Here is a 21,220-nt window from a genome sequence, read left to right as displayed (position 1 = left end):
CCGTACCGCTCAGGCCTCGCGGATCGTCACCGTCCGGTTGCCGTGGTCGAGCAGGAAGATCTTGTCGCCCCGGCGCACCGCCTCCACCTCGAACGGCAGGTCCGGCAGGACGGGTTCGACGCCCGCCTCGGCCGACGCGGTCCGCAGGATCAGCGCCAGCGCGTCCGGCTCGGGACACGTCGACACGTACCAGGCGGTGCCCGACCCGTACCGGTTGCGGGTCACCGCGGGGCGTCCGTCCAGCGGCCCGCCGTGGATCGAGGCCATCACCTCCGCGCCGTCGGCCGTCAGCCACTCCGCCCAGATCCGGCCGGTGAAGTTGCCGAACTCCTTCGACTCGCACGCCACGCTCTGGTGCTCACGCAGTGGCCAGAACTCCTCGCCCCACACCCCGAGCAGCTCACGCCAGCAGCCCGGGTAACCGCCCGGCCGTATCCGGTCGTCGGGGTCGACGACACCTGAGAACGGCCCCACCACGAGGGTGCCGCCGGCCGCCACGTACTCGGTCAGCAGACGTGCCTCGTCGTCGGAGACGAGATACAGGTTGGGCGCGAGCACCATTTTGTACCGGGTCAGATCGCGGCCGGGCGGCGCGAAGTCGACGGTCACCGACCGCTGCCACAGCGGCCGGTACCAGGCGTGGATCTGGTCCATGACCTTCAGCCGCTCGGACGGCACCTCGTCGGATTCCGCGGCCCACCAGCTGTCCCACGAGTGCAGGATGGCCACCTCGGTGTGCACCGGAGTGCCCACCACCCCGTCCAGCTCCTTCAGTTCACGGCCCAGCTCCCGCATCTCCCGGTGCACCCGGGTCTCGGTGCCGGCGTGCGGGATCATGCCGATGTGGAACTTCTCGGTGCCCTGCACGGACGTGCGCCACTGGAACTGCAGCAGCGAGTCGGAGCCGCGGGCCAGCGCCTGGTAGGACCAGAGCCGGAACAGTCCCGGCGCCTTGGGTGAGGCCACCGGCGCCCAGCCCGGTGCCGAGGGCGCCTGTTCCATCAGCAGCCAGGGCTTGCCCGAGCCCTCCGAGCGGGTCAGGTCCATCACCATCGCGCCGTACAGGGCGGCTTCCACCAGACCGTTGGGGTCGCCCGGGTCCGGGTACAGGTCGATCCCGACGACGTCCATCTCCGCGCCCCAGCGCCAACCGTCGACCCGCCGCTCCCAGTCCTGGAAGTTGGTGGTCACCGGAAGGTCCGAGCAGCGGCGGATGATGTCCCGCTCCGTGCGGAAGCAGTCGAGCAGGGCGTCCGAGCAGAACCTCTTGTAGTCGAGCAGCTGGGTCGGGTTCGAGTGGTAGACGGCCTGCCGGGGCGGGTTGATCTCCGTCCAGGCGTCGTAGCGCTGCGACCAGAACGCCGTCCCCCAGGCCTTGTTGAGGGCTTCGAGGGAGCCGTACTTGTCCTGCAGCCAGATGCGGAACCGGTTGCCGCATTCGGTGCAGAAGCACGTCGTGCCGTACTCGTTGTTGATGTGCCAGAACCGCAGCGCGGGGTGCGCGCCGTACCGCTCGGCGAGGTCGGTGACGATCCGGGCCGCGAACTCCCGGTAGACCGGGGAGGACATGCAGTAGTGGTTGCGGGAGGTGTTGCCGAGGCGGATGCCGTCCTCGTAGCAGGGGAGGGTCTGCGGCCAGCGGTCGCCCATCCACGGCGGCGGCGACGCGGTCGGGGTGGCGAGCGAGACCCCGATGCCGTTCTCGTGCAGCAGGTCGAGGAGCTCGTCCAGCCAGTCGAACTCCCTTGCACCGGGCCGTGGTTCGAGCCAGGCCCAGGAGAAGATGCCGACGATGACGAGGTTGACACCCGTTTCCCGCATCAGCCGGACGTCCTCCCGCCAGACGTCCTTCGACCACTGCTCGGGGTTGTAGTCACCGCCGAACAGCACCCGGTCGGTCTTCCACTCGACAGATGTCACGCCTGTCCCGCCTTCCCCGCGATGCCGCGGCCGATCTCACGTACGACGGAGACGAGGGCCGTCACGTCGTCCTCGGTGGTGGAGTGGTGCAGTACGCAGGCCCGCAGCACGTACGTGCCGTCCAGGACGGTGCCGGTCAGGAAGACCCGTCCGTCCGTCTGCACGTCGGCCACGAGCCGGCGGTTGATCCGGTCGAGGTCCTGCGCCGTGTACGGGTCGCCGGGGGGCACGTACCGGAAGCACACCACCGACAGCGGCGAGGCCGACATCCGCCGCAGGTCGTCCGCGGCGTCGACCAGTTCCGCCAGCCGCCGGGCGAGCCGGAGATGCCGGCGCACCAGGGTGCGCAGTCCGTCACGGCCCATGTGCTGCAAGGTCATCCAGGTCTTCAGCGCCCGGAAACCGCGGGTCTGCTGGAAGCCGTACTCGGCGTAGTCGAGCGTCCCGCCGATGCCCACGTTCTGCTCGGTCATCAGATACGGCGGTACGTGGCTGAAGGTGCGGCGCATCAGGGCGGCGTCACGCACCAGGGCGCATCCGGTCTCGATGGGCACGGAGAGCCATTTGTGCGGGTCGAGACTGACCGAGTCGGCCCGCTCCAGACCCCGGTACACCTCGCCGAGCTCGGGCAGCAGGGCCGCGGCGGCCCCGTAGGCGCCGTCCACGTGCAGCCACAGGCCGTGGCGCGCGCACAGGTCCGCGAGGGCGTCCAACCGGTCCACGGCGCCGGTGTTGACCGTGCCCGCGGTGGCGACGACGCAGAACGGCAGGTCGCCGTTGGCGAGGTCCTCGCGCACCGCGCGGTCGAGGTCGTCGGGGTCGAGGCGGCGGTCGGCGTCCACGGCGATCGTGCGGACGGCCGAGTGCCCGAGGCCCAGCAGCTCCACGGACTTGCGCAGGGAGGAGTGGACCTCGGCCGACGCGTACAGGCGCAGCCGCGGTCGTGACGGGTCCTGCAGGCCGTCGCGCCCGAGGTCCCAGTCGAGCCGTTCGGCGACCTGCTGCCGGGCCGCCGCCAGACAGGTGAGGGTGGCGGCCGAACCGCCGCTGACGAGGATGCCGCCGGTGTCGGCCGGGAAGCCGACCAGTTCGGCGAGCCAGCGGGTGACGGCCGTCTCCAGGTGGATCGACGCCAGGTCCCCGACGTCACAGCTGGGGTTCTGGGCCGCCGCGAGGAACTCGGCGATGATGCCCATGTGCGAGGGCGGTGAGTTGACCCAGCCGAAGAACCGCGGATGGCCGTTGCCCATCGGGTAGGGCAGCACATGCCGCGCGAAGTGGGTGAGCAGTTCCTCCGGCGCCGCGCCGTGCTCCGGGAACTCCTCCTGGGCCACGGCCCGTCGCCCGCTCTCGGTCATCGGCTGTACGACCGGCTGGTCACGGATGCCCGCGAGGTAGTCGGCCACCAGGTCCACCGCCAGTCGGCCGATGCGCCGGAACTCGTCGGTGTCCAGGGCGGGCGGCGCCGCGGGCTGGTGCTGTGCGGACGGTACGGACTCGAGTCGCATGTCTCCTCTGTCTTCGTGCGTGGGCCGACGGCTCACGTGTCGCCGATCGCGACGCCGCACAGGTCGGCGGCGGCCGCGGCGACGGCCGTGTCGGTGATCCGGTGATGGCGCAGGAGTTCCGCGTGGTCTCCCACGTACGTGGAGAAGCGGTCACGGACGCCGATCCGCCGGACGGGGACGGGCAGTTGTTCACTCAGGACCTCGGCGACCGCGCTGCCCAGTCCTCCGATGACGTTGTGCTCCTCGACGGTGACGATCCGGCCCGTCGCCGTCGCGGCGTCGAGCAGGGCCGATCCGTCGAGCGGCTTGAGCGTGGCCATCTCCAGGACCCGGGCGCTGATGCCCGCCGCGCCGAGGAGACCGGCCGCGTCGAGGGCGGCCCGGACGGGATGCGGCCCGCAGGCCACGATCGTGACGTCCCCTCCTGCCCGCAGCCGCCGTGCCCGTCCCAGTACGAAGGGCTCGTCCGAGACGGGGGACGGGTCACCGTCCCCGCGCCGCTCCAGCCGGCTGTAGCTCGGACCGGGCAGCTCGACGAGGAGCGGCACCAGCGCGGCGGCCGAGACGTTGTCGCTCGGCACCACCACGGTCATGTGGGGCAGGGCACGGGCGACGGCGAGGTCCTCGAGCGCGTGGTGGGTCGGGCCCAGGAGCCCGCCCGACAGGCCCCCGTGCGTCGCGGCGATGTGGACCGGCAGCCGGTTGTAGGCGATGTCCACCTTGACCTGCTCGCCGGCTCGCAGCATCGCGAAGGACGCCATCGTGTGCACGAACGGGATCTTCCCGCCGGCCGCGAGGCCCGCGGCGACGCCCATCAGGGCCGCTTCCGCGATGCCCACGTCGACGTACTGCTCGGGGAGTTCGGTGCCGAAGGAGCCGAGCAGGCCTCCCATGTCCGAGTCGCAGCACCACACACGACGGTCCCGCGCCGCGAGCCGGACCAGCGCGGAACGGAACACGTCCCGGCCGGACAACGGTCGCCCGGCGGTGGGGGACGCGTCACTCGGGCGGGGACCGGGAAGGACCTCGCTCACCGCGTCGGCACGGCGTCGGGCGCACCGGAGCGGCGGGCGGAGCGCTCCAGCGAGGCGAGCGCGCGTCGGCGCAGCCGTGGGGAGAGGACGGCGTAGTGACTGTTCACGTGGTGCTCCATGAAGGCTATGCCGCGTCCTTTGACGGTGTCGGCGATGAACACCGTCGGGGCTTGCGGGACCTGCGAGGCGGAGCCGGGGCAGGCGGACAGGACCCGGGAGAGTTCGGCCCTGTCGTGCCCCGGCACGTGCCGGACGTGCCAGCCGAAGCTTCGCCAGCGGTCGGCGAGTTGCCGGCGGGTGCCGTACTCCTCGGTGCTGCCGTTGATCTGCAGCCGGTTGTGGTCGACGATCGCGACGAGTCCGTCGAGGCCGAGCCGGCCCGCGGTCGAGGCCGCTTCCCACACACTGCCCTCCTGCAGTTCGCCGTCGCCGAGGAGGACGAAGACGCGGTGGTCCCGTCCGTCCCGGCGGGCGGCGAGGGCAAGACCGGTGCCGAGTGCGAGGCCGTGTCCGAGGGAGCCGGTCGGGAACTCGACGCCCGGCAGTTCCTTGCTCGGATGGCTGCCCAGCCTGCTGCCGGCCCGGCCGTAGTCGGCCAGTTCCCGCACGTCGATGAAGCCGCGCTCGGCGAGTACGGCGTACAGGGCCGCGGCCGCGTGTCCCTTGCTCAGGACGAAACGGTCCCGGTCCGGCCAGTCGGGCCGTCGGGGGTCCACCCGCATGACGTCGAAGTAGAGGGCGATGAGGATGTCGGCCGCGGAGAGCGAGCCGCCGAGATGGGTTCCAGCCGCCGTGGCGGCCATCTCGACGATGTGCCTGCGCACGCTCAGCGCGTTCCCGGCACTACTCACCCCAGTCTTCCTCGACCTCCGGGGCGAGCGCGATCAGCAGCGGCTCGAGAGCGACGACCTCCAGCTCGCAGAGACATTCCGGGCACTCGAACACCTCACTGATGCGCGGCTGCGCGGGAGGCGCGAGTTCTGCCTCGCATTCCAGGCAAAGAGGCATGAATGCTCCTGGTTCGGATGAGAGGGGCGAAAGGGCGCGGAGAACGCGCGGCTCCGAAAGTAGCGGGAGCCCGACGGCGGTACATCCCAGGAGAGTTGAGAAGACCTACGCACTGTGCTGACTGCGCGAGTGCGGGGAAAGTACGGGTGCTCAGGCAGGTCCGGCAGGAGCACTGGGGAGCGGGTCGCACGCACCGGGCCCCGGCCCGAGATCGAGGCCGCGTGAACGCAGCGGGGTTCATGGCCGCGGTGCGCCCACGCGGCATCCCGCTGAGGAGTCGGGCGCCCGGGCCCTGCCGAGCCGCTTGAGCCGACGGCGCACGGCAAGGCGGTTCACGCAGTGGTGTCCTCCCAGTCCTCCCACTCGCCGGGCCGGTCGTAGATGTTCTGCAGCAGCTCGGCGAAGGTGTCGCTCTCCAGGAGGAGGGCGTTGTACTTCAACGGGATCCGCTTGTCGTTGATCACCGCGGTGGGTGTGCCGGGACCTTCGGGTTCCTCGGCTCCCCCGGCCTTCTCGTAGGCCTTCTCGGAGGCGGTGACGAAGGCGCGGTACTTCATGGATCTCACGGCCGCGTCGAACTCCGGGCTGCGCAGGCCCTCCACTTGGTCGGCCAGTCGAAGCAGGTGGGCGTCGGTGTAGCCGTCGACGCTCTCCTCGGGCTGGTTGTCGTACAGCACCTCGTGGTACTCCACGAACTTGCCTTCCTCCAGCGCCGCGCGCAGCGCGTTGACCGCCTTCTTCGACCCGGTGCCGCCGACCCGGTCGTCCAGGAAGGAGGCGAGGGTGTACTCGGCCCTGGCCCACCGGTCGAGCATCGCCTCCCGCAGTTGCGGACCGCCGCCGGTGGTCTCGAACTGCTCGCAGTACGGACAGCGGGGATCCTCGTACAGGTGCACCTTCACCGGCGCTTCGGGATCGCCGACCGTGATGGTGACGCCGTCCGCACCGAGCCTTTCCGGCAGCTCCTCAGCGCTCGCGAAGTCAGGCTCGTGCTCCGCCGCTCGCTGTCCGCACCCCGCCACCATCAGCACCGCGGCCGCGCACAACACGACCCACCGCCCCCCACGCACCATGCGTCATCCCCTCCCCTTGAGAACAGCGCGACTGTAGATCATCCGTACGACAACGACACCGACAGGGCCTGGCGTCGAGGACGGTGGCGGTGCCCGAAGGCCCAGCGCGGAGGCCGTGAGCAGCGCGGTGCCGGCGACGACCGGGCCGAACCCACGCCCGGGCGTGACCAGCGGCGCCAGGGCGAGCGGGATGTGAGCCTCGCGGCCGCTCCGTCAGTAGCCACCGCCCGGAGAGGTGTTGTCGTTGTCGGACGGCGCCGAGGCTTCGCCGACGGTGATGTCCGTCTTCATACCGAGGTCCTTGTGTCCGCCGACCGGGCAGTAGACCTCGTACGAGCCGGACTCCAGCGTCACCGTGAGGGTCGTGGACTGCCCCGGCTCGAGCGTCTTGCTGCGGTTCTCGCCGCCGGGGCCCTCGATCTCCAGGGCGTGGTCGTGCGAGCCCGTGTTCTTCGCGGTGAAGGTGTACTGGCCGGGCTGGAACTTCTCCGTCGAGAGCTTGATGCGGAAGTCGGACAGCTCCGCCGTGACCCGGGTGCCGGTGCCACCGCTGTCGCTGGTGCTGTTGTCGTCACCGCTGCCGCCGTTGCCGCCGCCTCCACAGGCGGCGAGCAGGGCGGTCAGGCCGCCGGCGGCCACGCCGAGGAGCACGCGGTGGCGGGTGTGCGGGGTGGTCATGAGTCGGTCCTCCGTATCGTCCCCCGCAAGGGGTACGACGCTGCCGGGCCGAAGGATTGCGGCCCGCGGCATCACGCGGGCGGAGACTGGACGTAAGGCAATCCCTTCCGGGCGGCGGAACGTATCCCTGGCATGCGGCGCATGGGCCTCTCCCCCGGGCAGGCCCCCGACGAGGCACTGCTCACCGGTCTGACGACGGGCGATCCGGAGCTCGCCGTCGCCTTCGTACGCCGTTTCCAGCGCACGGTCTTCGGCGTGGCCCTCGCCGTCCTCGGCGACACCCAGCTCGCCGAGGACGTCGCCCAGCAGACCTTCGAGCGGGCCTGGCGGCACGCACAGGTGTACGACCCTCGGCGCGGCTCCGTGCGGTCCTGGCTGACGGCGATCGCGCACAACCTCGCGATCGACGCGGTACGGGCCCGGCGGACGAGCCCGATCGCCCCGGAGGACCTGGACGCGCTGCTCGGCATCGTGACCGAGACGCCCGAGCGGCGGGCGCTCGCGGACGACCGCGCGGAGCGGGTCCGGCGGGCGGTGGCGGAGCTGCCCCGTGAGCAGGCGCGGGCCCTGGTGATGGCCGGGGTCTACGGGATGACGGCGCGGGAGGTGGCCGACGCGGAGGATGTTCCGCTGGGCACGGCGAAGACCCGGATCCGGACCGGGACGCTCAAGGTACGAGCTCTCCTCGAAGCGGCGGAGAAGCGGTGAGCGGCATGGAGTGCGAGCGGCTGCGGGAGCTGGACGCCGAGCTGGCGCTCGGGGTCCTGCCCGCCCGCGAGCGCGCCGAGGCGGTCGCCCATCTGGACCGCTGCCCGGACTGCCGGCAGCACGTCGAGCGGCTGACGGTGGTCGGCGACGGTCTGCTCGCGCTGCTGCCGGGCGCCGAGCCGCCGGTCGGTTTCGAGGGCCGGGTCGTACGGGCCCTGGGCGCGGTGCCCGCACCGAAGCGGCGCAGGCACCGGCCAAGACTGGCGGCGGCCGCCGCGGCCGCGGCCCTGGCCTGCGGTTTCGGCGGATGGGCGATCGGCACGGCGGTCGAGGCCGCGCCACCGCCGGTCTCCCAGCGGGCCGACGGCGGCCTACGGGAGGCGGTCCTGGTCTCCGGCGGCCACGAGGTGGGCCGGGTCTACGCTCATGCCGGTGAGGAGGGCTGGGTGTACATGTCCGTCGACCTGGACGGGAACGGCCGGGGCTCGGTGCGCTGTCTGCTCGTACACGCCGACGGATCGACGGTCCCGGTGGGGTCCTTCCCCCTCAAGGACGGCTACGGACACTGGGGCGGCCCGGCCGCGATCGACCCGACGGCACTGACCGGCGCCCGCCTGCTGGCCCCGGACGGAGGCGTCCTGGCCACGGCGAGCTTCTCCACCAGCTAGGTCGGCGGTCCTGTCGGGCGGTCGGAGCACTTCATGGGGGGGGTGAGCCTACGGGTCCCCCGACGAGTACCGGCGCCGCCGCGGGCCAGGATTCCCGGAAGCGCTGACAGGCTCGGTCCGGCCTGCCGACACCAGGACTCACCCGTCCACGCCGACCGCTCCCCGATCCTGCACGTCGGAGCACCTCAGCGCGAGGGCCGCGATGTCGTCGTCGAGCCGTCCACCGCTGTGCTGGAGCAGATCCCGGTGCAGCTGGTCGAGCAGCTCGCGGGGCTGCTCCAGGCCCTGCCGCCGCATCCAGTCCGGTAGCGGGAAGAACTGGCCGGCGTGGTCCCGGGCCTCCGATACGCCGTCCGTGTAGAGCAGCAACTGGTCCCCCGGGGCGAAGGCGACCATGTCGACCCAGTAGCGGTCACCGATGAGCGCTGCGAGGTTGAGGGGCGGGGAGGGGATGGCGGGCTCCAGGACCCGGACCGTGCCGCAATGCGCGATCAGCGGCGGGGGGTGCCCGCAGTTGAGAAGTCGTACATGGCCGCCGCCGTGCGGGATCTCGGCGAGGAGAGCAGTGGCGAAGTGCTCGGGCTGGTCCTGGGCGGGAAACGCGGCGCTGTGGCGCGTGACGGTGGTCTCCAGGCGGTGGATGATGCCCTGCAGATCGGGCTCGTCGTACGCGGCCTCCCTGAAACAGCTGATCACCGCCGAGGCCGCCCCCACCGCGGACAGGCCCTTGCCCCGTACGTCGCCTATGAGCAGCCGGACCCCGTACGGCGTGCCGATCGCCTCATAGAAGTCGCCGCCGATCCGGGCCTGTTCCTGGGCCGCCAGATACAGCGACTCGATCTCGAGGTCCGCGATGCGGCGCGGCAGCGGGCGGAGCAGCACCTTCTGGGCCGCGTCAGCGACGAGCCGGACCTGGAAGAGCATCTCCTCTCGCTGGAGTCGGACATGACTCCCGTACGCGGCCGCCAAGGTGACCGCGACGATCGCGGCCGACGTGTACTGCGTCCCCAGGTCGGCGTAGAAGAAGCTGAGGACTGTCATGAGCAGGAGGCAGAACGTCCCCAACAGGATCGTCGGGAGCACGGGCCACATCGCGGCGGCAAGGGCGGGCGCGGCGGGCAGAAGGCGGCTGACGGCGATCTCCCTGGGTGTGGAGAACGCCAGGCCGGCGATGAGGACGGTCAGGACCACGGGTGACAGCCGGGCGACTTCCCATCGGCCGCTGAAGGCGGGGCGACGGCGCCACAGCCGTGCAGACATGATCACAAAATGCATCATATCGGCCTAAGCGGACAGAGGCCCCGGCAAAATCATGCACCGCACGCGAGGATGCGCAGCGGACGGCCGCGCCCGAAGGAGCCGCGGCGATGCAGCGCATGACCGCACGGACGCCCGAGGTCAGCCGAACAAGGATCGGTCGGGCCCTGGCCGCTGGGGATCATCGGTGTTAAAAAGGGTCGCATGGCGAATCGTTTCGCCCGTTTTCGACACCTACCGGTCAAGCGTCTGATCAGCAAGAGCACGCGGAGCGTAGCCGGGCAGGTGTTGGTTTTCCAGGTGGCTCTGGTGGTGCTGCTCGTCGCCTGCGGCGTCTTCGCTCTCATCCTGCAGTCGGAACGGGACACCAGCGCCGAGGCCAGGCGCCGCTCCACGGCCGTGGCCCAGACCTTCGCGCACTCCCCAGGCGTCCTCGCGGCATTGGAGACCCCGGATCCGAGCAAGATTCTCCAGCCGCTCACCGAGGCGGCCCGCCGGGCCGCCGGCGTCGACTTCATCGTGGTCATGGACACCAAGGGCATCCGGTACACGCACCCCTTGCCGGACCGCATCGGAAAGCGGTTCGTGGGCGAGATCGGGCCGTCGCTGGCAGGGCGGACCTACGTGGAGAGCGTCAACGGCCCGCTCGGTCGCGAGGTGCAGGCCACCGTCCCGATCGAGAAGGCCGACCGCGAGGTGGTGGCCCTCGTCTCGGCCGGGATGAAGGTCAAGAACGTCGAAAGTCAGCTGGCCCGGCAACTACCGATCATCCTGGGCGCCGGGGCCGGAGCACTCGTGCTGTCCACCGGTGTGACGGCACTGGTGGGCAGGCGGCTGCGACGGCAGACACACAGCCTGGCCCCGGACGAGATGAGCCTGATGTACGAGCACCACGACACGGTGCTCCACTCCGTTCGGGAAGGCGTGCTGATCGTGGCCTCCGACGGACGGCTGATCCTGGCGAACGACGAGGCCAGACGACTGCTGGAGCTGCCCCCGGACATCGAGGGACGGCTCGTCTCGGAACTGCCGGGCCTCGACGCCGAGATGAGGGCGCTGCTTGCCTCCGGGCGCGAGGCCACCGACGAGGTGCACCTCGCGGGAGAGCGGCTGCTCGCGGTCAACCAACGGCCCACGGATCGCGAGGGGGACCCGAGGGGCTCGGTGGTGACGCTGCGCGACTCCACCGAGCTGCAGGCGGTGACCGGCAGGGCGGAGGTGGCACGCGAGCGGCTCCGGCTGCTGTACGACGCCGGACTGCGTATCGGTACCACCCTGGACGTGCTGCGCACCGCCGACGAGCTGGCGCGGGTCCCCATTCCGCGCTTCGCGGACTTCGTCACCGTCGACCTGGCCGACGCCGTCCTGCACGGCGAGGAGCCGGCCCCCACCGCGACGGACATGCGGCGCGCGGCGGTGTGCGGCATCCGGGACGACCATCCGCTCTCCGCACAGGGCCGGCTGTTCGACTATCTTCCCGCCACGCCCCAGGCGCGCGGCTACGGCAGCGGCCGCTCCCAGCTGGTGAGCGATCTGCCGACCGCGACGAGCTGGCGCGTGCAGGACCCGGAGCGAGCCAAGGCGATCATCGACTACGGCATCCATTCCCTCATCACGGCCCCCATCCAGGCCCGTGGCGTCGTGCTCGGCGTGGCCAACTTCTGGCGCGCCCGACAGCATGAGCGCTTCAACGAGGAGGACCTGTCACTGGCGGAGGAGCTGGTGGCCCGTGCCGCGATCAGCATCGACAACGCCCGCCGCTACACCCGCGAGCACACCCTGGCGGTCACCCTCCAGCGCAGCCTGCTCCCGCAGGCCATGCCCCAGCAGAACGCCCTCGACATCGCCTACCGCTACCTCCCCGCCCAGTCGGGTGTGGGCGGAGACTGGTTCGACGTGATCCCCCTGCCGGGGAGCCGGGTGGCACTGGCCGTCGGCGATGTGGTCGGCCACGGTCTGCACGCCGCCGCCACGATGGGACGGCTGCGGACCGCCGTGCACAACTTCTCCGCCCTCGATCTGCCCCCCGACGAACTGCTGAGCCATCTGGACGACCTGGTCGGGAGCATCGACCAGCACGAGGCGGCGGAGAGTGCGGCGGGCGTCGTGGGCGCCACCTGCCTGTACGGGATCTACGACCCCGTGACGCGCCGCTACGTCATGGCACGTGCGGGGCATCTGGCGCCCGCGCTGGTCCAGCCCGACGGAACCGTCACCTTCCCGGACGTGCCCGCCGGTCCTCCCCTGGGCCTGGGCGGTATGCCGTTCCAGACGGCGGAGCTGTGCCTCGCGGAGGGAACCCAGCTCGTGCTGTACACCGACGGCCTCATCGAGGACCGCAGGCGCGACCTGGACGTGGGAATGGAACTGCTGCGCGACGCGCTCGCAGGCCATCCCGGCCGACCGCCCGAGGAGACCTGCCGGGACGTGCTGGACAGTCTGCTCCCCGAGCGCCCCAAGGACGACGTCGCCCTGCTCGTCGCCCGCACGCGGGAACTGCCGCCCGACCGGATCGCCGACTGGGACGTACCCCAGGATCCGGCCGCCGTCGCGGGTATGCGCGACGCCGTCTCGCGAAGGCTCGAAACGTGGGGCCTCTCAGAGTTCGCCTTCACCATGGAACTCATCCTGAGCGAGCTCATCACCAACGCGATCCGCTACGGCGCCGGGCCGATCCACGTACGGCTGATCCGCGACCGCAAGCTGATCTGCGAGGTGGCCGACGCCAGCAGCACCTCACCGCACCTGCGGTACGCCGCGACGACGGACGAGGGAGGCCGAGGCCTGTTCCTGGTGTCGCAGATGGCTGAGCGCTGGGGCACCCGGTACACCCCGCAGGGCAAGGTGATCTGGGCCGAACAGGCCCTGCCCGAGGTCCTCCAGCAGCCCGTCCGGACACCGGCCGACGCGGACACGCCCCCGGACGAAGAGGCAACCGACCCGAATGCCCCGAGGTGAATCCGGCGGCGATCAGCGGGACTTCGTCGACGACATGCCGTCCGGTGAGACCCACCCTCGACAGCCAAGTGCACGCCTCATGACCTCCCGACTTGGAAAGGGCGAACCCTCGGCCCCTGAGGTACGGGGTCGCTACAAGCGGGCATTGGCAGTCAGGAATTCGTCCAGAACGGTGTCTGGCCCGAGCGGGAATGCCGACCAGCCCTTGCGCCGGCCCTCGGACATCCACGGCGACTGCCACCGGCCCGCCCTCTGGTCGGAAAGACCGGATCCACGCAGGTGATTCCCGCCTTGGTGCACTTTTGAACAAACGGTCCGACCTCAACGGCACATGCACACGCTGCTGCGTGGTCCAATACATGCCGTACTCCCCACTCCGCTGCAGACCCGTCCGCGGGCCCGTGGTGAGAAGCCATCCCGCTCCACCAGGGTCGGTGCCCCTTCTTGTGCAGTCGATCGCCGAGCTGCGGGCCGGGAAGACACGGGAGAAGACTTCGGTGTCGACCTCGCGGCCCAGCGGCTCGATCAAAGACGCCGGGAGAGGCATGGACCGCAACCTCGACTTTTCAGAGGCCGGCCCGGACAAAACATGTCGCCCCGTACGGAGAACACGCACCAGTTACACGACCACGGACGGCTTTCTCTGCCGGGGAACCGCTCGGGTGCATCCGCTCCCGGAGCCGAGGAAGCCACCTCCGCACCCACCGCCCTCCCCCAGATACGAGCCAGAGGGATGTGCGCCGTCAGTCCGCCGCGCCGCCCGGCAAGGGCTCATCGCATTTCGGCGTCCTGACCCGGGAACCGGCTCAACGACCGGCCGGGCGCACCAGCAGTTCGCCGATGTGTTGGCGCACGGTCTCCCAGGCCGTGGCGGGGAGTGTGCCGACGCTCGTGCCGCGAAGCGCGTCGATCGCCTCGTCGGTGCCTGCGTCGCAGGGGACGTCGTCGCTGAGCACGTCATAGCCGTCGCGCACGGCGACGTGCAGGCGGGCGGCTCCGTCGGTGTCGGAGCGCAGGGCGGCCGCGACGACCAGGGGCGGCGGGCCACCCGCTTCGGCGGGCAGCTTGCGGTAGCTGCTGGTGACCGGATCACGCCAGTGCAGGCTGAGCAACAGGTGTTGCTTGGCCAGGAGTTCGGCGAGGTCGGTCTCAAAGACGCCGTCGTGCTCCAGCACCGTCGCGCGGGCGCCCAGCACCAGGGCGGCGGGCAACAGGCAGCGCAGCGTGCTGCCGACGATGTTGCCGCCGACGGTGGCGGCGCGGCGTACCGCGCCGGTGCCCACGTGGGCGGCCGCCTGCTGGAGGACCTCCGGCACGCGGTCGTCGATCCGGTTCAGCACCACGGCCGCGCCCAGCGTTCCGCGCCCGATCGCGGTGGCCTCCGGCATGTTGCGCAGCGACATCGCCTGTTCGGGGAACCCGTCACGTTGCCAGCCGGCCCACACGAGCGTGGCCCCGCCGACGGGCACCGCTCCCTCACGTATGCATTCCTGCGCTTCGGACACGGACTCGGGCAGACGCAACAGCACGGGCGGACCTGCTTTCTCGACGAGTTGGCGCTCAGGTACTCGATGACTCGGCCACCCGACCGAGACATGGCGCATTTTCGCCCACCCACATGGAGGCGCACACAGGGCTCACTGATGCACGGTGCGCGCCCCCGCCCGGTCGAACCCGAGCACCGGAACCATGCTGGGCAGCGTGACCGAAGGCGTGGACCTTCGTGTCATTCATCGGGTTCCTGTCGTTCAGGGGTAGCCACGGAAGGGCTGCACGCCCATCAGCACCGCGCCGGCACCGTCGTAAGTACTCTCCTGGAGGAAGGCGTGCTGCGGCACCACCGAGGCGTCCCGCAGGTAGCGCTGCATGGGGTCGCCGTCCTCGATGGCAGGGATGCCAGCGAGCTGGTACGCGGTCCGGACCACCTCGAAGGAGGTACTGGCGAGGTGGGTGGAGGCGAGCCTGAGCAGGCTCGCCTGTTCGGTGGTCGCGGGGTCTCCCCCTTCGACCGTCGACCAGACCTCTTCGGTGATCTCGTAGAAGAAGGCGCGGGCGGAGCGGAGTTGGGCTTCTGCCTGGCCGACCGCGATGCGGTAGGTGGCCCGCTCGGCGGGCTTGGGGGCACCGGTGTAGCCGGCGCGTCCGCCCTGGGCGATGACGCGGTCGAGGGCGGCGCGCGCGATGCCGAGGCCGACAACGGCCAGGACCTGGGCGGCGTACGGGACGCTCGGGTACCGGTAGAGCGGCTCGTCGACGGTGGGTGCGCCGCCCCGCGAGAACGTCCACTTTCTCGATACGACGGCCCCGTTGACCACCAGGTCGTGGCTGCCGGAGCCGCGCAGACCGATGACGTCCCAGTTCTCGGCGATCTCCACCTGGTCGGGGCGCAGTACGGCCGTGAGGGGCCGGCCGGCCCGGTCCGCGCCCGCGTCGATGCCCACACCGAGAACATCCGCGCCCTTGCAGCCGCTGGCGAACCTCCACCTCCCCGACACTCGGTAGCCCCCGTCCACGCGCTCGGCCGGCTGGACGGGGAACAGGCCGCCCGCGAAGACCACGTCGGGCCCGGCGGCGTACAGCTCTGCCTGCGTGTCGAGTGGCAGCGCCGCGAGATAGATCAGGGAGGAACCGAAGCTGGCGACCCAGCCGGCCGACCCGTCGGCGACCGATATCCGCTCGATGACAGGGAGGAATTCCGCCGGGGGCAGCGCATCACCACCGAACTGCTTCGGGGCGCTCGCCCGATAGATGCCCGCCCTCTTGAACGCTGCGACGACATCGCGCGGTATGTGCCGCTTCTCCTCGAACTCGGCCCGCCGCTCGGCCACCAGGGCGAGTACGCGGTCCAGTTCCGACGGTGTCTGCGTCATGCGCTTCCCCTCGCATTGCCAGGCGGTTCCTTCCCCGCCTCGCCACCACACCGAGTGTCCCAACTACCACCGGACAAGTGGCCATCACTGAGAGGGAGTTGGCCCTCTGGCTCCCCTTGCAGGTCGGGAATAGGGGGGCCTCTCGCCGCCGACACGGCAAGCAGAGGGGTGCGTTGCGAACGTGGTCGCGGTGGACTGAGGCCCCGTCGACGACAGGACCCGTTGCCCACCCCGTCGGATCGCGAGCGACGCCGGCCCTAGTCGGCAAGCTGCTCAACCGTCTTCAGGTGAGCGGTCGAGTCCGGGGGGATATTGCCTGGCAGGCATTCCCACAAGTCAGCGCGCGAGTCAGCGCGCCAGTCAGCGCGCCCCCTGCGATCCTGACGACACGGGCGGCGGTTTTTCCGGAGCGGGTAGCGGGGCACCGTCGTGCTCCTTCACCTCGCCGAGCCGTCTCCTTTCCGTCCAGTCCAGACGCACCTGCTCGACCTCAGTCGACGCTCTCCGCGCCGATGAGGACGAAGGCCATCGTGACCGGCCGACCGCTGCGGTTGCGCCAGGCGTGCCGGGTACCGTTCTGGATCACGATGTCCCCTGTCGCGAGCTGGGTGCAGTGGCCGTCGTCGAGTTCGAGGACGAGCTCGCCCTGCAGCACGATGCCGTAGTCCACGGTCGGCGTCGCGTGCATGCCGTCGGGCTCGATGAGTTCGGCGATGCCGGGCGAGTCGGCTCGCTGCTCCTCGTCGAAGGCGACGGGGTCGAACGCCGGGTCGGCCATCGCTGCCTCCGGTGGGAAGGTCAGGACGATGAACCGCGTGCCGCCGGGCGCCGGGAGCAGGCTGGTGATCTTCGGAGTGGGGTGTCCTCCCCTGTCCTGCTGACCTGTTGACCGGCCTCGGTGGCCCATGGCAGGCGGGAGACCCAGCCCGGCAGACTGGTGAACTCCCGGCTGCGCGGGATCGGGCCGTCGCTGACGACGATCGACCGGCCGTTCTCGTCATGTCCGGTGGCGACTCTGCGCATACGTCTCTCTCCTCGGCAGGGTCCGCCGGAGCTGTCGAATCGGCGGAGGCGGCGGAGGCGGTCAGGCCCGGCGGCCTGGCTCGGCCGGGGCCCGGAGGGCCGTTTCCCAGTCGTCCACGACGTCCCCCACCGTGGGGGCCGGTGCCCGCAGCAGGGCCGCTGCCACCGTGCGTACGAACAGCTGGTGCCGGTCGTCCGTGAGGTATTCCACCGGGGACTTGCCGTCGACGCGCGCGAGCAACAGCGCCGGCAGCAGTGACGCAGCCCGTGCTTGGAGGGCCGGCCGTGGCTCCCAGTCGACGTACCGGAGGTATTCCTCGGCCAGTACCCGCGCCGACCGCAGGAGTTCGGCGCGGCGCCCAGGAACCACCAGGCTCTTGAGGAGCAGGTGGTTGACGCAGAAGGCGAGGTCGAAGGCCGGGTCTCCGTACCAGGCGCATTCGGCGTCCAGCAGCACGGGCGCCGACGGGCCGATGAGGATGTTCTTGGGGCTGACATCCCCGTGCACCAGAGCCAGGCGGGTACTCGCCGTGCGGTCGGCGAGGCCCTGAAGTGCGGGGGCGAGGCCGGGGTGCGCGGCAGCTGTTGCCAGCAGGTACGGCTCGATGCGCAGCGCGTGGAAGTTGTCGTCCGTGGCGAATTCCTCGGCGAGGGCGGGGTCGCCCGCGCTCGCCGCGTGCAGGGCGCCCAGCAGTTCTCCGACGGCCGCCGCGGTCGCCACTCGCACCTCGCCGGCCAGCAGTTGTGCCTTCCACATCGGGTACCGCTCGGGGGGCAGGTACGCCATGGCGAAGAGGCCGGCTCCGGGGTCGTGGGCCAGCAGCTCCGGCACGCTGTCGGGGCGGTGCCTGGATGCGAACCGCATCCAGGCCCATTCGTAGGCGTTGCGCGACACCGGTGCCTGCCAGTCGGCTGCGACCTTCAACCTGGCCCGGGCGCGTTTCACACAGAGGGAACGGCCGGGCAGGTCGACCCGCCACAAGTCGGATGACACGCCTCCGGCCAACGGCGTCCATCTTGCGGCTTCACCGGGGTCGGCGAGCTCGTGGGCGATCAGGAAGTCCGTCAGCGCGATGTCCGGCTCGGGGACTGGCTCCGTCTGCTCGGTGGTCGACCTCATCGCTGGTCACCCGGCCCGGCGGGCAGGCCGCGAGGGCTGTTGCAGGCGTGGCCCGGCGCCTCGTCGGCCCCGACCGCCCCGGAGAACGGCGGCCACCGGAATCTCTCGCCCATCCCTGAGTTGATCGTCGTCCCTCCGGCGACCGCCCCGGCCGACTGGCAGCACGGCGTCACCGCCCTCGTCGCACAGCTGTCCCGTGATCTGGGAAACGTCGTCGTCCATCGCGGCGCCCATGACGTCCAGGAGGCGGCGGCCATGGGCGGCGCCAACGCCGTACGTGTTCTGCCGCTCTGACAGCCGCGGCGGGAGGCGACCGACGCGGACTCAGGTGTGGCCGAGCCCGACGGCCGTCATTCCGGGACGCGGCGGCGTGCTTGTTCGTCGCCGACGGTCACCAGTCGCACCAGGTCGGCCCAGGTGGACTGAAGGCGGGCGATCGGGATCCCGCGCTCGTTACGCAGGTAGTCGATGGTCTCGAAGTTCGTGAACACGAGCCTGGCGTGGGCGACCATCTCGTGATCGGCCTCTACTCCCGCCTCCCGCAGGAGAGATGCGAGGTGCTGCTGGAAAGACCGGCCGGGCTCCGACGAATGACGCCGTTCGAGGGGCACTTGGCGAGCGAGCGCGGCTCCCAGGTCCCCCTCGTCGGTGATGCGCTCGATCAGAGCCCGGCCGAACGCCGTCAGCCGGTCCCTCGCCGGTGCTCCCGGCCCGAGTGGAGGCGGGCCGGAGGTGTACGCCTCGTGGAATTCCGCCTCGGCGTCATCCATCAGGGCCAGCAGGAGTCCGGTGCGGTTGCCGAACCGGCGGAACAGCGTGCCCTTTCCCACCCCGGCCGCCTGGGCGACCTCGTGCATCGTCACATGTTCCGCCCCTTGTTCGGCCACCAGCCGAGCGGCCGCCTCCATCAGCCGGGCGCGGTTGCGGGCCGCGTCGGCCCGCTCCCCGGTGCAGCCGTCGGGCAACCGTGTCATCGTCCGCTCCGGCCTTCCACGAGCGCGTACACGCACCCGTCCTCGATCTGCACCGGGTACACGGGGACGGGACGAGTCGCCGGCGGGTCCAGGGGGTTGCCGGTGCGCAGGTCGAAACGGGAGCCGTGCAGCCAGCACTCGACCGTGCACCCTTCCACCTCGCCCTCGGAGAGCGAGACGGCGCTGTGCGAGCACACGTCGTGGATCGCGAACACCTGCTTCTCGGTCAGGACGAGGGAGACGGGAACACCCTCCACCTCGAACCGGCGGGGCACGTTCTCCTCCAGTACGGCGAACCTGCAGACGTACGTGTAACCGTCGCTCGGCATCGCTCTCCTCGGATGCGTCCATGCCATGGGAGGGCCAACCGTTCCATGGGATACGTCGGGCGGTCTCGCGCCGGTCAGGAGCATCACGCGCGTGATCGTGGCCGTGCGTCAACGATAGCGACGCCGCCCCGGGCGGGAACCCTCCCCCAGCCCGAGTCCGCCTCGGCACATGGACCTAGGACATGGAGTCGCCCTCGTCTTCGCACCCCTGGCCGCGCAGGCGTAGGCCTTCCTGCCCATCGCTGCTCGCACGCCTCGTCGCCTTCACCAGCGATGCGATCTTGCCCGTTTGCTGAGGGGTCACAGAGGGGCGCTCTCCACCTTGCCGGTGAACCGGCCACCCACTTGATCGGCGAGCCAATGGACGCGGGGGAGCTGGTCTCCGTTCCGGTTCCGGACGTGCACGTGGACGGTGTGGTCCTGCGATGGCTCTTCCTGATAAAGGTCCCGGGAATTCACTGTCAGGGTGAGGTACGCGTATTTCTGCGAGATCGCCTCCAGTTCTCGACCTCGCCCTGAGCGATGTCTGCGATGTCCAGCAAAGTACGCACCGCGCGTATCGCTTCGGACAGGTCAGCGGTTGTGAGGACAGCAGCCGCAGCAGAGTTGCTCATCCCGGAACCATTAGGCAGCACTCAGTCCCATGATCGGCCGGACAAGTCCGTCCTCGATCGGGCCACGGCCTTCTTCGCGGCGGAGGCCCGGGGGCGGCGCAGTACGCCCCCCGGGTCTCCTCCTCGGTTTTCGCCGGGATCACCCCGCCGGGGAAGCCGCGGGTACTGCAGCGCGGGGAAGCGGACGTCGTAGCGGGCGCTGGAGCCAACGGGCCGCCCGCGAGTTGCTCGGAGAAGACACCCCCGCCGCAGGCGCGAACGCAACTTTGATTGCAACAGCAAATCATGACGCGAGGGTCAAGAGGGGTCACATCGCGTAAATTGACCGGTCAACCAGCAGAGTTGCGGCGTCGGACGTCGCTCATAGCCCGTTTGACATCGTCGCGGATGCGACGCCTACTGGAATCAGGGGCCGTTCCGCGGATGGAGACCGACACGGCGCTCGACAGCCCTGGCGGCACACCGAATGCGCCTCGCGCCCGACTGCGCCTCGCGCCCGACTGCGCCCGTGACGGCGCAGACCCGTCGAACCTGGCGCTTATCGACAGCCCGCGGGCCCGAGAGACGGGCCGCCCCGCGCGAACGCATCGCCCTGCGCGGGAGCCCCGCACCGTCCCTTCCCGGTCCGGGGCGGAACAAGAGGAACACCATGAGTCGACAGCTCGGCCCCGAACGCTCCAGGACCTCTGGCGGCGTCCGCGAGCAGACGCTGAAGCAGGTCCGTGAGGGCCTGGAGGACTCGGGGATCGACTCGTTAGACGCGCTGGTCGACCACCTGGCGGACGTCGGCCCACCGACCTTCCACGAGGACCACGTCATGATGATCGGCGGCATCCGGGCCGGAGGCGAGCCGCCCCCACCCAAACCGCACCAGCCGCCCGAGATGCCTGTGGTGCTGGACGGCGAGACCAACGAGCCCGGGGTGGTCCGTGAGTTCGACGGGCAGGAGCTGTACTCGACGCCCGGTGTCAACGCCAAGGGCGACCCCGTGCTGTACAGCTTCACGACGCTCGAAGCGCTCCACGACCACCTGATCGGCGCGCGGCACAGCGACCTCGGCACCACCAACCCGGACTCGCTGCCCGAACTCTCGTACTACTACGAAGGCGACGACCTCGGCGGGGACTGGCTGCAGAACGGCCCCGGACAGGCCTGGCGGGACCTGCGCAGGGTCCGCAGGGGCTTCCTCGGCACGGGGAACTGGAACGACATCATCTCGTCGGTGAACTGGTGCCGGTGGCACATCACGCTCTGGGACACCCCCGGATACCGCGGCTCCCGACTCGAGATCCCTGGCGGGAACACGCGCTACCACCTCAGCCAGTACGGCTGGAACGACTGTACGTCCTCGACCGCGAATTGGGGACGGCGGTTCTGACCGCCTGGCCACAAGACCGTAGCGAGAGCGCAGGGCCACGTGGTTCCCGGACCCGCTGCCCATGCTCGCGTGAGACCCAACGCGCCAAGGACGCGGGGCG

General features: G+C 70.6%; 20 protein-coding genes. 5 read left to right on the top strand and 15 right to left on the bottom strand.

Annotation, left to right across the window (positions count from 1 at the left end):
• Positions 1-9: 9 nt before the first annotated feature.
• From ACIREI_RS02350 to ACIREI_RS02320, 7 genes are all read right to left on the bottom strand, one after another.
• The gene (locus ACIREI_RS02350) at positions 10-1,920 is read right to left on the bottom strand and encodes a beta-galactosidase (protein ID WP_403326441.1); all 1,911 of its coding nucleotides are present in this window, start codon (positions 1,918-1,920) and stop codon (positions 10-12) included.
• The gene (locus tag ACIREI_RS02345; protein ID WP_403326438.1) at positions 1,917-3,428 is read right to left on the bottom strand and encodes a pyridoxal phosphate-dependent decarboxylase family protein; all 1,512 of its coding nucleotides are present in this window, start codon (positions 3,426-3,428) and stop codon (positions 1,917-1,919) included. Before ACIREI_RS02345 ends, ACIREI_RS02350 begins: the two co-directional genes overlap by 4 nt.
• A 32-nt stretch (positions 3,429-3,460) precedes the next feature.
• A complete protein-coding gene (locus ACIREI_RS02340; RefSeq protein WP_403326435.1) occupies positions 3,461-4,387 on the bottom strand; it encodes a transketolase family protein in 927 nt (308 codons plus the stop codon).
• A 71-nt stretch (positions 4,388-4,458) separates the two neighbouring features.
• Positions 4,459-5,313, bottom strand: coding sequence for a transketolase (locus ACIREI_RS02335; RefSeq protein ID WP_403326432.1), 855 nt, complete (start codon positions 5,311-5,313; stop codon positions 4,459-4,461).
• Positions 5,306-5,470, bottom strand: coding sequence for a lysine biosynthesis protein LysW (locus ACIREI_RS02330; RefSeq protein ID WP_403326429.1), 165 nt, complete (start codon positions 5,468-5,470; stop codon positions 5,306-5,308). Before ACIREI_RS02330 ends, ACIREI_RS02335 begins: the two co-directional genes overlap by 8 nt.
• Before the next feature lie 332 nt (positions 5,471-5,802).
• On the bottom strand, positions 5,803-6,543 hold the full coding sequence (locus tag ACIREI_RS02325) for a DsbA family protein (RefSeq protein WP_403326426.1): 741 nt from the start codon (positions 6,541-6,543) through the stop codon (positions 5,803-5,805).
• 213 nt (positions 6,544-6,756) lie between these two features.
• On the bottom strand, positions 6,757-7,221 hold the full coding sequence (locus ACIREI_RS02320; protein WP_403326423.1) for a plastocyanin/azurin family copper-binding protein: 465 nt from the start codon (positions 7,219-7,221) through the stop codon (positions 6,757-6,759).
• A 132-nt stretch (positions 7,222-7,353) separates the two neighbouring features.
• Between ACIREI_RS02320 and ACIREI_RS02315 the strand changes: the two genes are divergently transcribed.
• Positions 7,354-7,929, top strand: coding sequence for an RNA polymerase sigma factor (locus ACIREI_RS02315; RefSeq protein WP_403326420.1), 576 nt, complete (start codon positions 7,354-7,356; stop codon positions 7,927-7,929).
• A gap of 5 nt (positions 7,930-7,934) precedes the next feature.
• On the top strand, positions 7,935-8,597 hold the full coding sequence (locus ACIREI_RS02310) for an anti-sigma factor family protein (RefSeq protein ID WP_403326871.1): 663 nt from the start codon (positions 7,935-7,937) through the stop codon (positions 8,595-8,597).
• A 138-nt stretch (positions 8,598-8,735) separates the two neighbouring features.
• On the opposite strand, the gene ACIREI_RS02305 is transcribed toward ACIREI_RS02310, so the two are convergent.
• Entirely contained in the window at positions 8,736-9,857 is a 1,122-nt protein-coding gene (locus ACIREI_RS02305; RefSeq protein WP_403326417.1) for a PP2C family protein-serine/threonine phosphatase, read from the bottom strand.
• A gap of 201 nt (positions 9,858-10,058) precedes the next feature.
• Between ACIREI_RS02305 and ACIREI_RS02300 the strand changes: the two genes are divergently transcribed.
• Entirely contained in the window at positions 10,059-12,812 is a 2,754-nt protein-coding gene (locus ACIREI_RS02300) for a SpoIIE family protein phosphatase (protein ID WP_403326415.1), read from the top strand.
• Positions 12,813-13,618: 806 nt separating this feature from the next.
• Here ACIREI_RS02300 and ACIREI_RS02295 read toward each other — a convergent pair.
• The 5 genes from ACIREI_RS02295 to ACIREI_RS02275 all read right to left on the bottom strand — a co-directional run bounded on the left by ACIREI_RS02295 (position 13,619) and on the right by ACIREI_RS02275 (position 17,825).
• Positions 13,619-14,341, bottom strand: coding sequence for an FAD binding domain-containing protein (locus ACIREI_RS02295; protein WP_403326412.1), 723 nt, complete (start codon positions 14,339-14,341; stop codon positions 13,619-13,621).
• Between the two features lie 219 nt (positions 14,342-14,560).
• Positions 14,561-15,682: an acyl-CoA dehydrogenase family protein gene (locus ACIREI_RS02290; RefSeq protein ID WP_403326409.1), complete on the bottom strand. Its 1,122-nt coding sequence runs from the start codon at positions 15,680-15,682 to the stop codon at positions 14,561-14,563.
• Positions 15,683-16,172: 490 nt separating this feature from the next.
• Positions 16,173-16,460: a cupin domain-containing protein gene (locus ACIREI_RS02285; protein ID WP_403326406.1), complete on the bottom strand. Its 288-nt coding sequence runs from the start codon at positions 16,458-16,460 to the stop codon at positions 16,173-16,175.
• 20 nt (positions 16,461-16,480) lie between these two features.
• Complete coding sequence (locus tag ACIREI_RS02280; protein WP_403326404.1) at positions 16,481-16,705, bottom strand: hypothetical protein; 225 nt, start codon at positions 16,703-16,705, stop codon at positions 16,481-16,483.
• Between the two features lie 61 nt (positions 16,706-16,766).
• Positions 16,767-17,825, bottom strand: a complete 1,059-nt coding sequence (locus ACIREI_RS02275) for a phosphotransferase family protein (protein ID WP_403326401.1) — start codon at positions 17,823-17,825, stop codon at positions 16,767-16,769.
• Between the two features lie 120 nt (positions 17,826-17,945).
• Here ACIREI_RS02275 and ACIREI_RS02270 point away from each other — a divergent pair, with 120 nt between their 5' ends.
• Positions 17,946-18,119 carry a hypothetical protein gene (locus ACIREI_RS02270; RefSeq protein WP_403326398.1) on the top strand — a complete coding sequence of 58 codons (174 nt, stop codon included), beginning with the start codon at positions 17,946-17,948 and terminating at the stop codon, positions 18,117-18,119.
• Between the two features lie 56 nt (positions 18,120-18,175).
• Here the strand turns inward: ACIREI_RS02270 and ACIREI_RS02265 are convergent, their stop codons facing one another.
• Positions 18,176-18,799, bottom strand: coding sequence for a TetR/AcrR family transcriptional regulator (locus ACIREI_RS02265; protein ID WP_403326396.1), 624 nt, complete (start codon positions 18,797-18,799; stop codon positions 18,176-18,178).
• Positions 18,796-19,128, bottom strand: coding sequence for a non-heme iron oxygenase ferredoxin subunit (locus tag ACIREI_RS02260; protein ID WP_403326393.1), 333 nt, complete (start codon positions 19,126-19,128; stop codon positions 18,796-18,798). Before ACIREI_RS02260 ends, ACIREI_RS02265 begins: the two co-directional genes overlap by 4 nt.
• A 1,263-nt stretch (positions 19,129-20,391) precedes the next feature.
• Here ACIREI_RS02260 and ACIREI_RS02255 point away from each other — a divergent pair.
• Complete coding sequence (locus tag ACIREI_RS02255; RefSeq protein WP_403326388.1) at positions 20,392-21,120, top strand: hypothetical protein; 729 nt, start codon at positions 20,392-20,394, stop codon at positions 21,118-21,120.
• Positions 21,121-21,220 lie beyond the last annotated feature (100 nt).

The organism is Streptomyces sp. NPDC093591 (assembly GCF_044764885.1).
Lineage (GTDB): Bacteria > Actinomycetota > Actinomycetes > Streptomycetales > Streptomycetaceae > Streptomyces.
The sequence above is the reverse complement of the archived record's forward strand: the minus strand, read 5'-3'. Positions and strand labels throughout refer to the sequence as shown.

Excerpts from the sequence above, each read along its gene's own strand:
- ACIREI_RS02310 (WP_403326871.1), top strand. The coding sequence starts at position 7,935 with ATGGAGTGCGAGCGGCTGCGGGAGCTGGACGCCGAGCTGGCGCTCGGG.
- ACIREI_RS02305 (WP_403326417.1), bottom strand. The coding sequence starts at position 9,857 with ATGTCTGCACGGCTGTGGCGCCGTCGCCCCGCCTTCAGCGGCCGATGG.
- ACIREI_RS02315 (WP_403326420.1), top strand. The coding sequence starts at position 7,354 with ATGCGGCGCATGGGCCTCTCCCCCGGGCAGGCCCCCGACGAGGCACTG.
- ACIREI_RS02345 (WP_403326438.1), bottom strand. The coding sequence starts at position 3,428 with ATGCGACTCGAGTCCGTACCGTCCGCACAGCACCAGCCCGCGGCGCCG.
- ACIREI_RS02330 (WP_403326429.1), bottom strand. The coding sequence starts at position 5,470 with ATGCCTCTTTGCCTGGAATGCGAGGCAGAACTCGCGCCTCCCGCGCAG.
- ACIREI_RS02320 (WP_403326423.1), bottom strand. The coding sequence starts at position 7,221 with ATGACCACCCCGCACACCCGCCACCGCGTGCTCCTCGGCGTGGCCGCC.
- ACIREI_RS02260 (WP_403326393.1), bottom strand. The coding sequence starts at position 19,128 with ATGCCGAGCGACGGTTACACGTACGTCTGCAGGTTCGCCGTACTGGAG.
- ACIREI_RS02290 (WP_403326409.1), bottom strand. The coding sequence starts at position 15,682 with ATGACGCAGACACCGTCGGAACTGGACCGCGTACTCGCCCTGGTGGCC.
- ACIREI_RS02255 (WP_403326388.1), top strand. The coding sequence starts at position 20,392 with ATGAGTCGACAGCTCGGCCCCGAACGCTCCAGGACCTCTGGCGGCGTC.
- ACIREI_RS02265 (WP_403326396.1), bottom strand. The coding sequence starts at position 18,799 with ATGACACGGTTGCCCGACGGCTGCACCGGGGAGCGGGCCGACGCGGCC.
- ACIREI_RS02280 (WP_403326404.1), bottom strand. The coding sequence starts at position 16,705 with ATGCGCAGAGTCGCCACCGGACATGACGAGAACGGCCGGTCGATCGTC.
- ACIREI_RS02325 (WP_403326426.1), bottom strand. The coding sequence starts at position 6,543 with ATGGTGCGTGGGGGGCGGTGGGTCGTGTTGTGCGCGGCCGCGGTGCTG.
- ACIREI_RS02275 (WP_403326401.1), bottom strand. The coding sequence starts at position 17,825 with ATGAGGTCGACCACCGAGCAGACGGAGCCAGTCCCCGAGCCGGACATC.
- ACIREI_RS02300 (WP_403326415.1), top strand. The coding sequence starts at position 10,059 with ATGGCGAATCGTTTCGCCCGTTTTCGACACCTACCGGTCAAGCGTCTG.
- ACIREI_RS02285 (WP_403326406.1), bottom strand. The coding sequence starts at position 16,460 with ATGGCCGACCCGGCGTTCGACCCCGTCGCCTTCGACGAGGAGCAGCGA.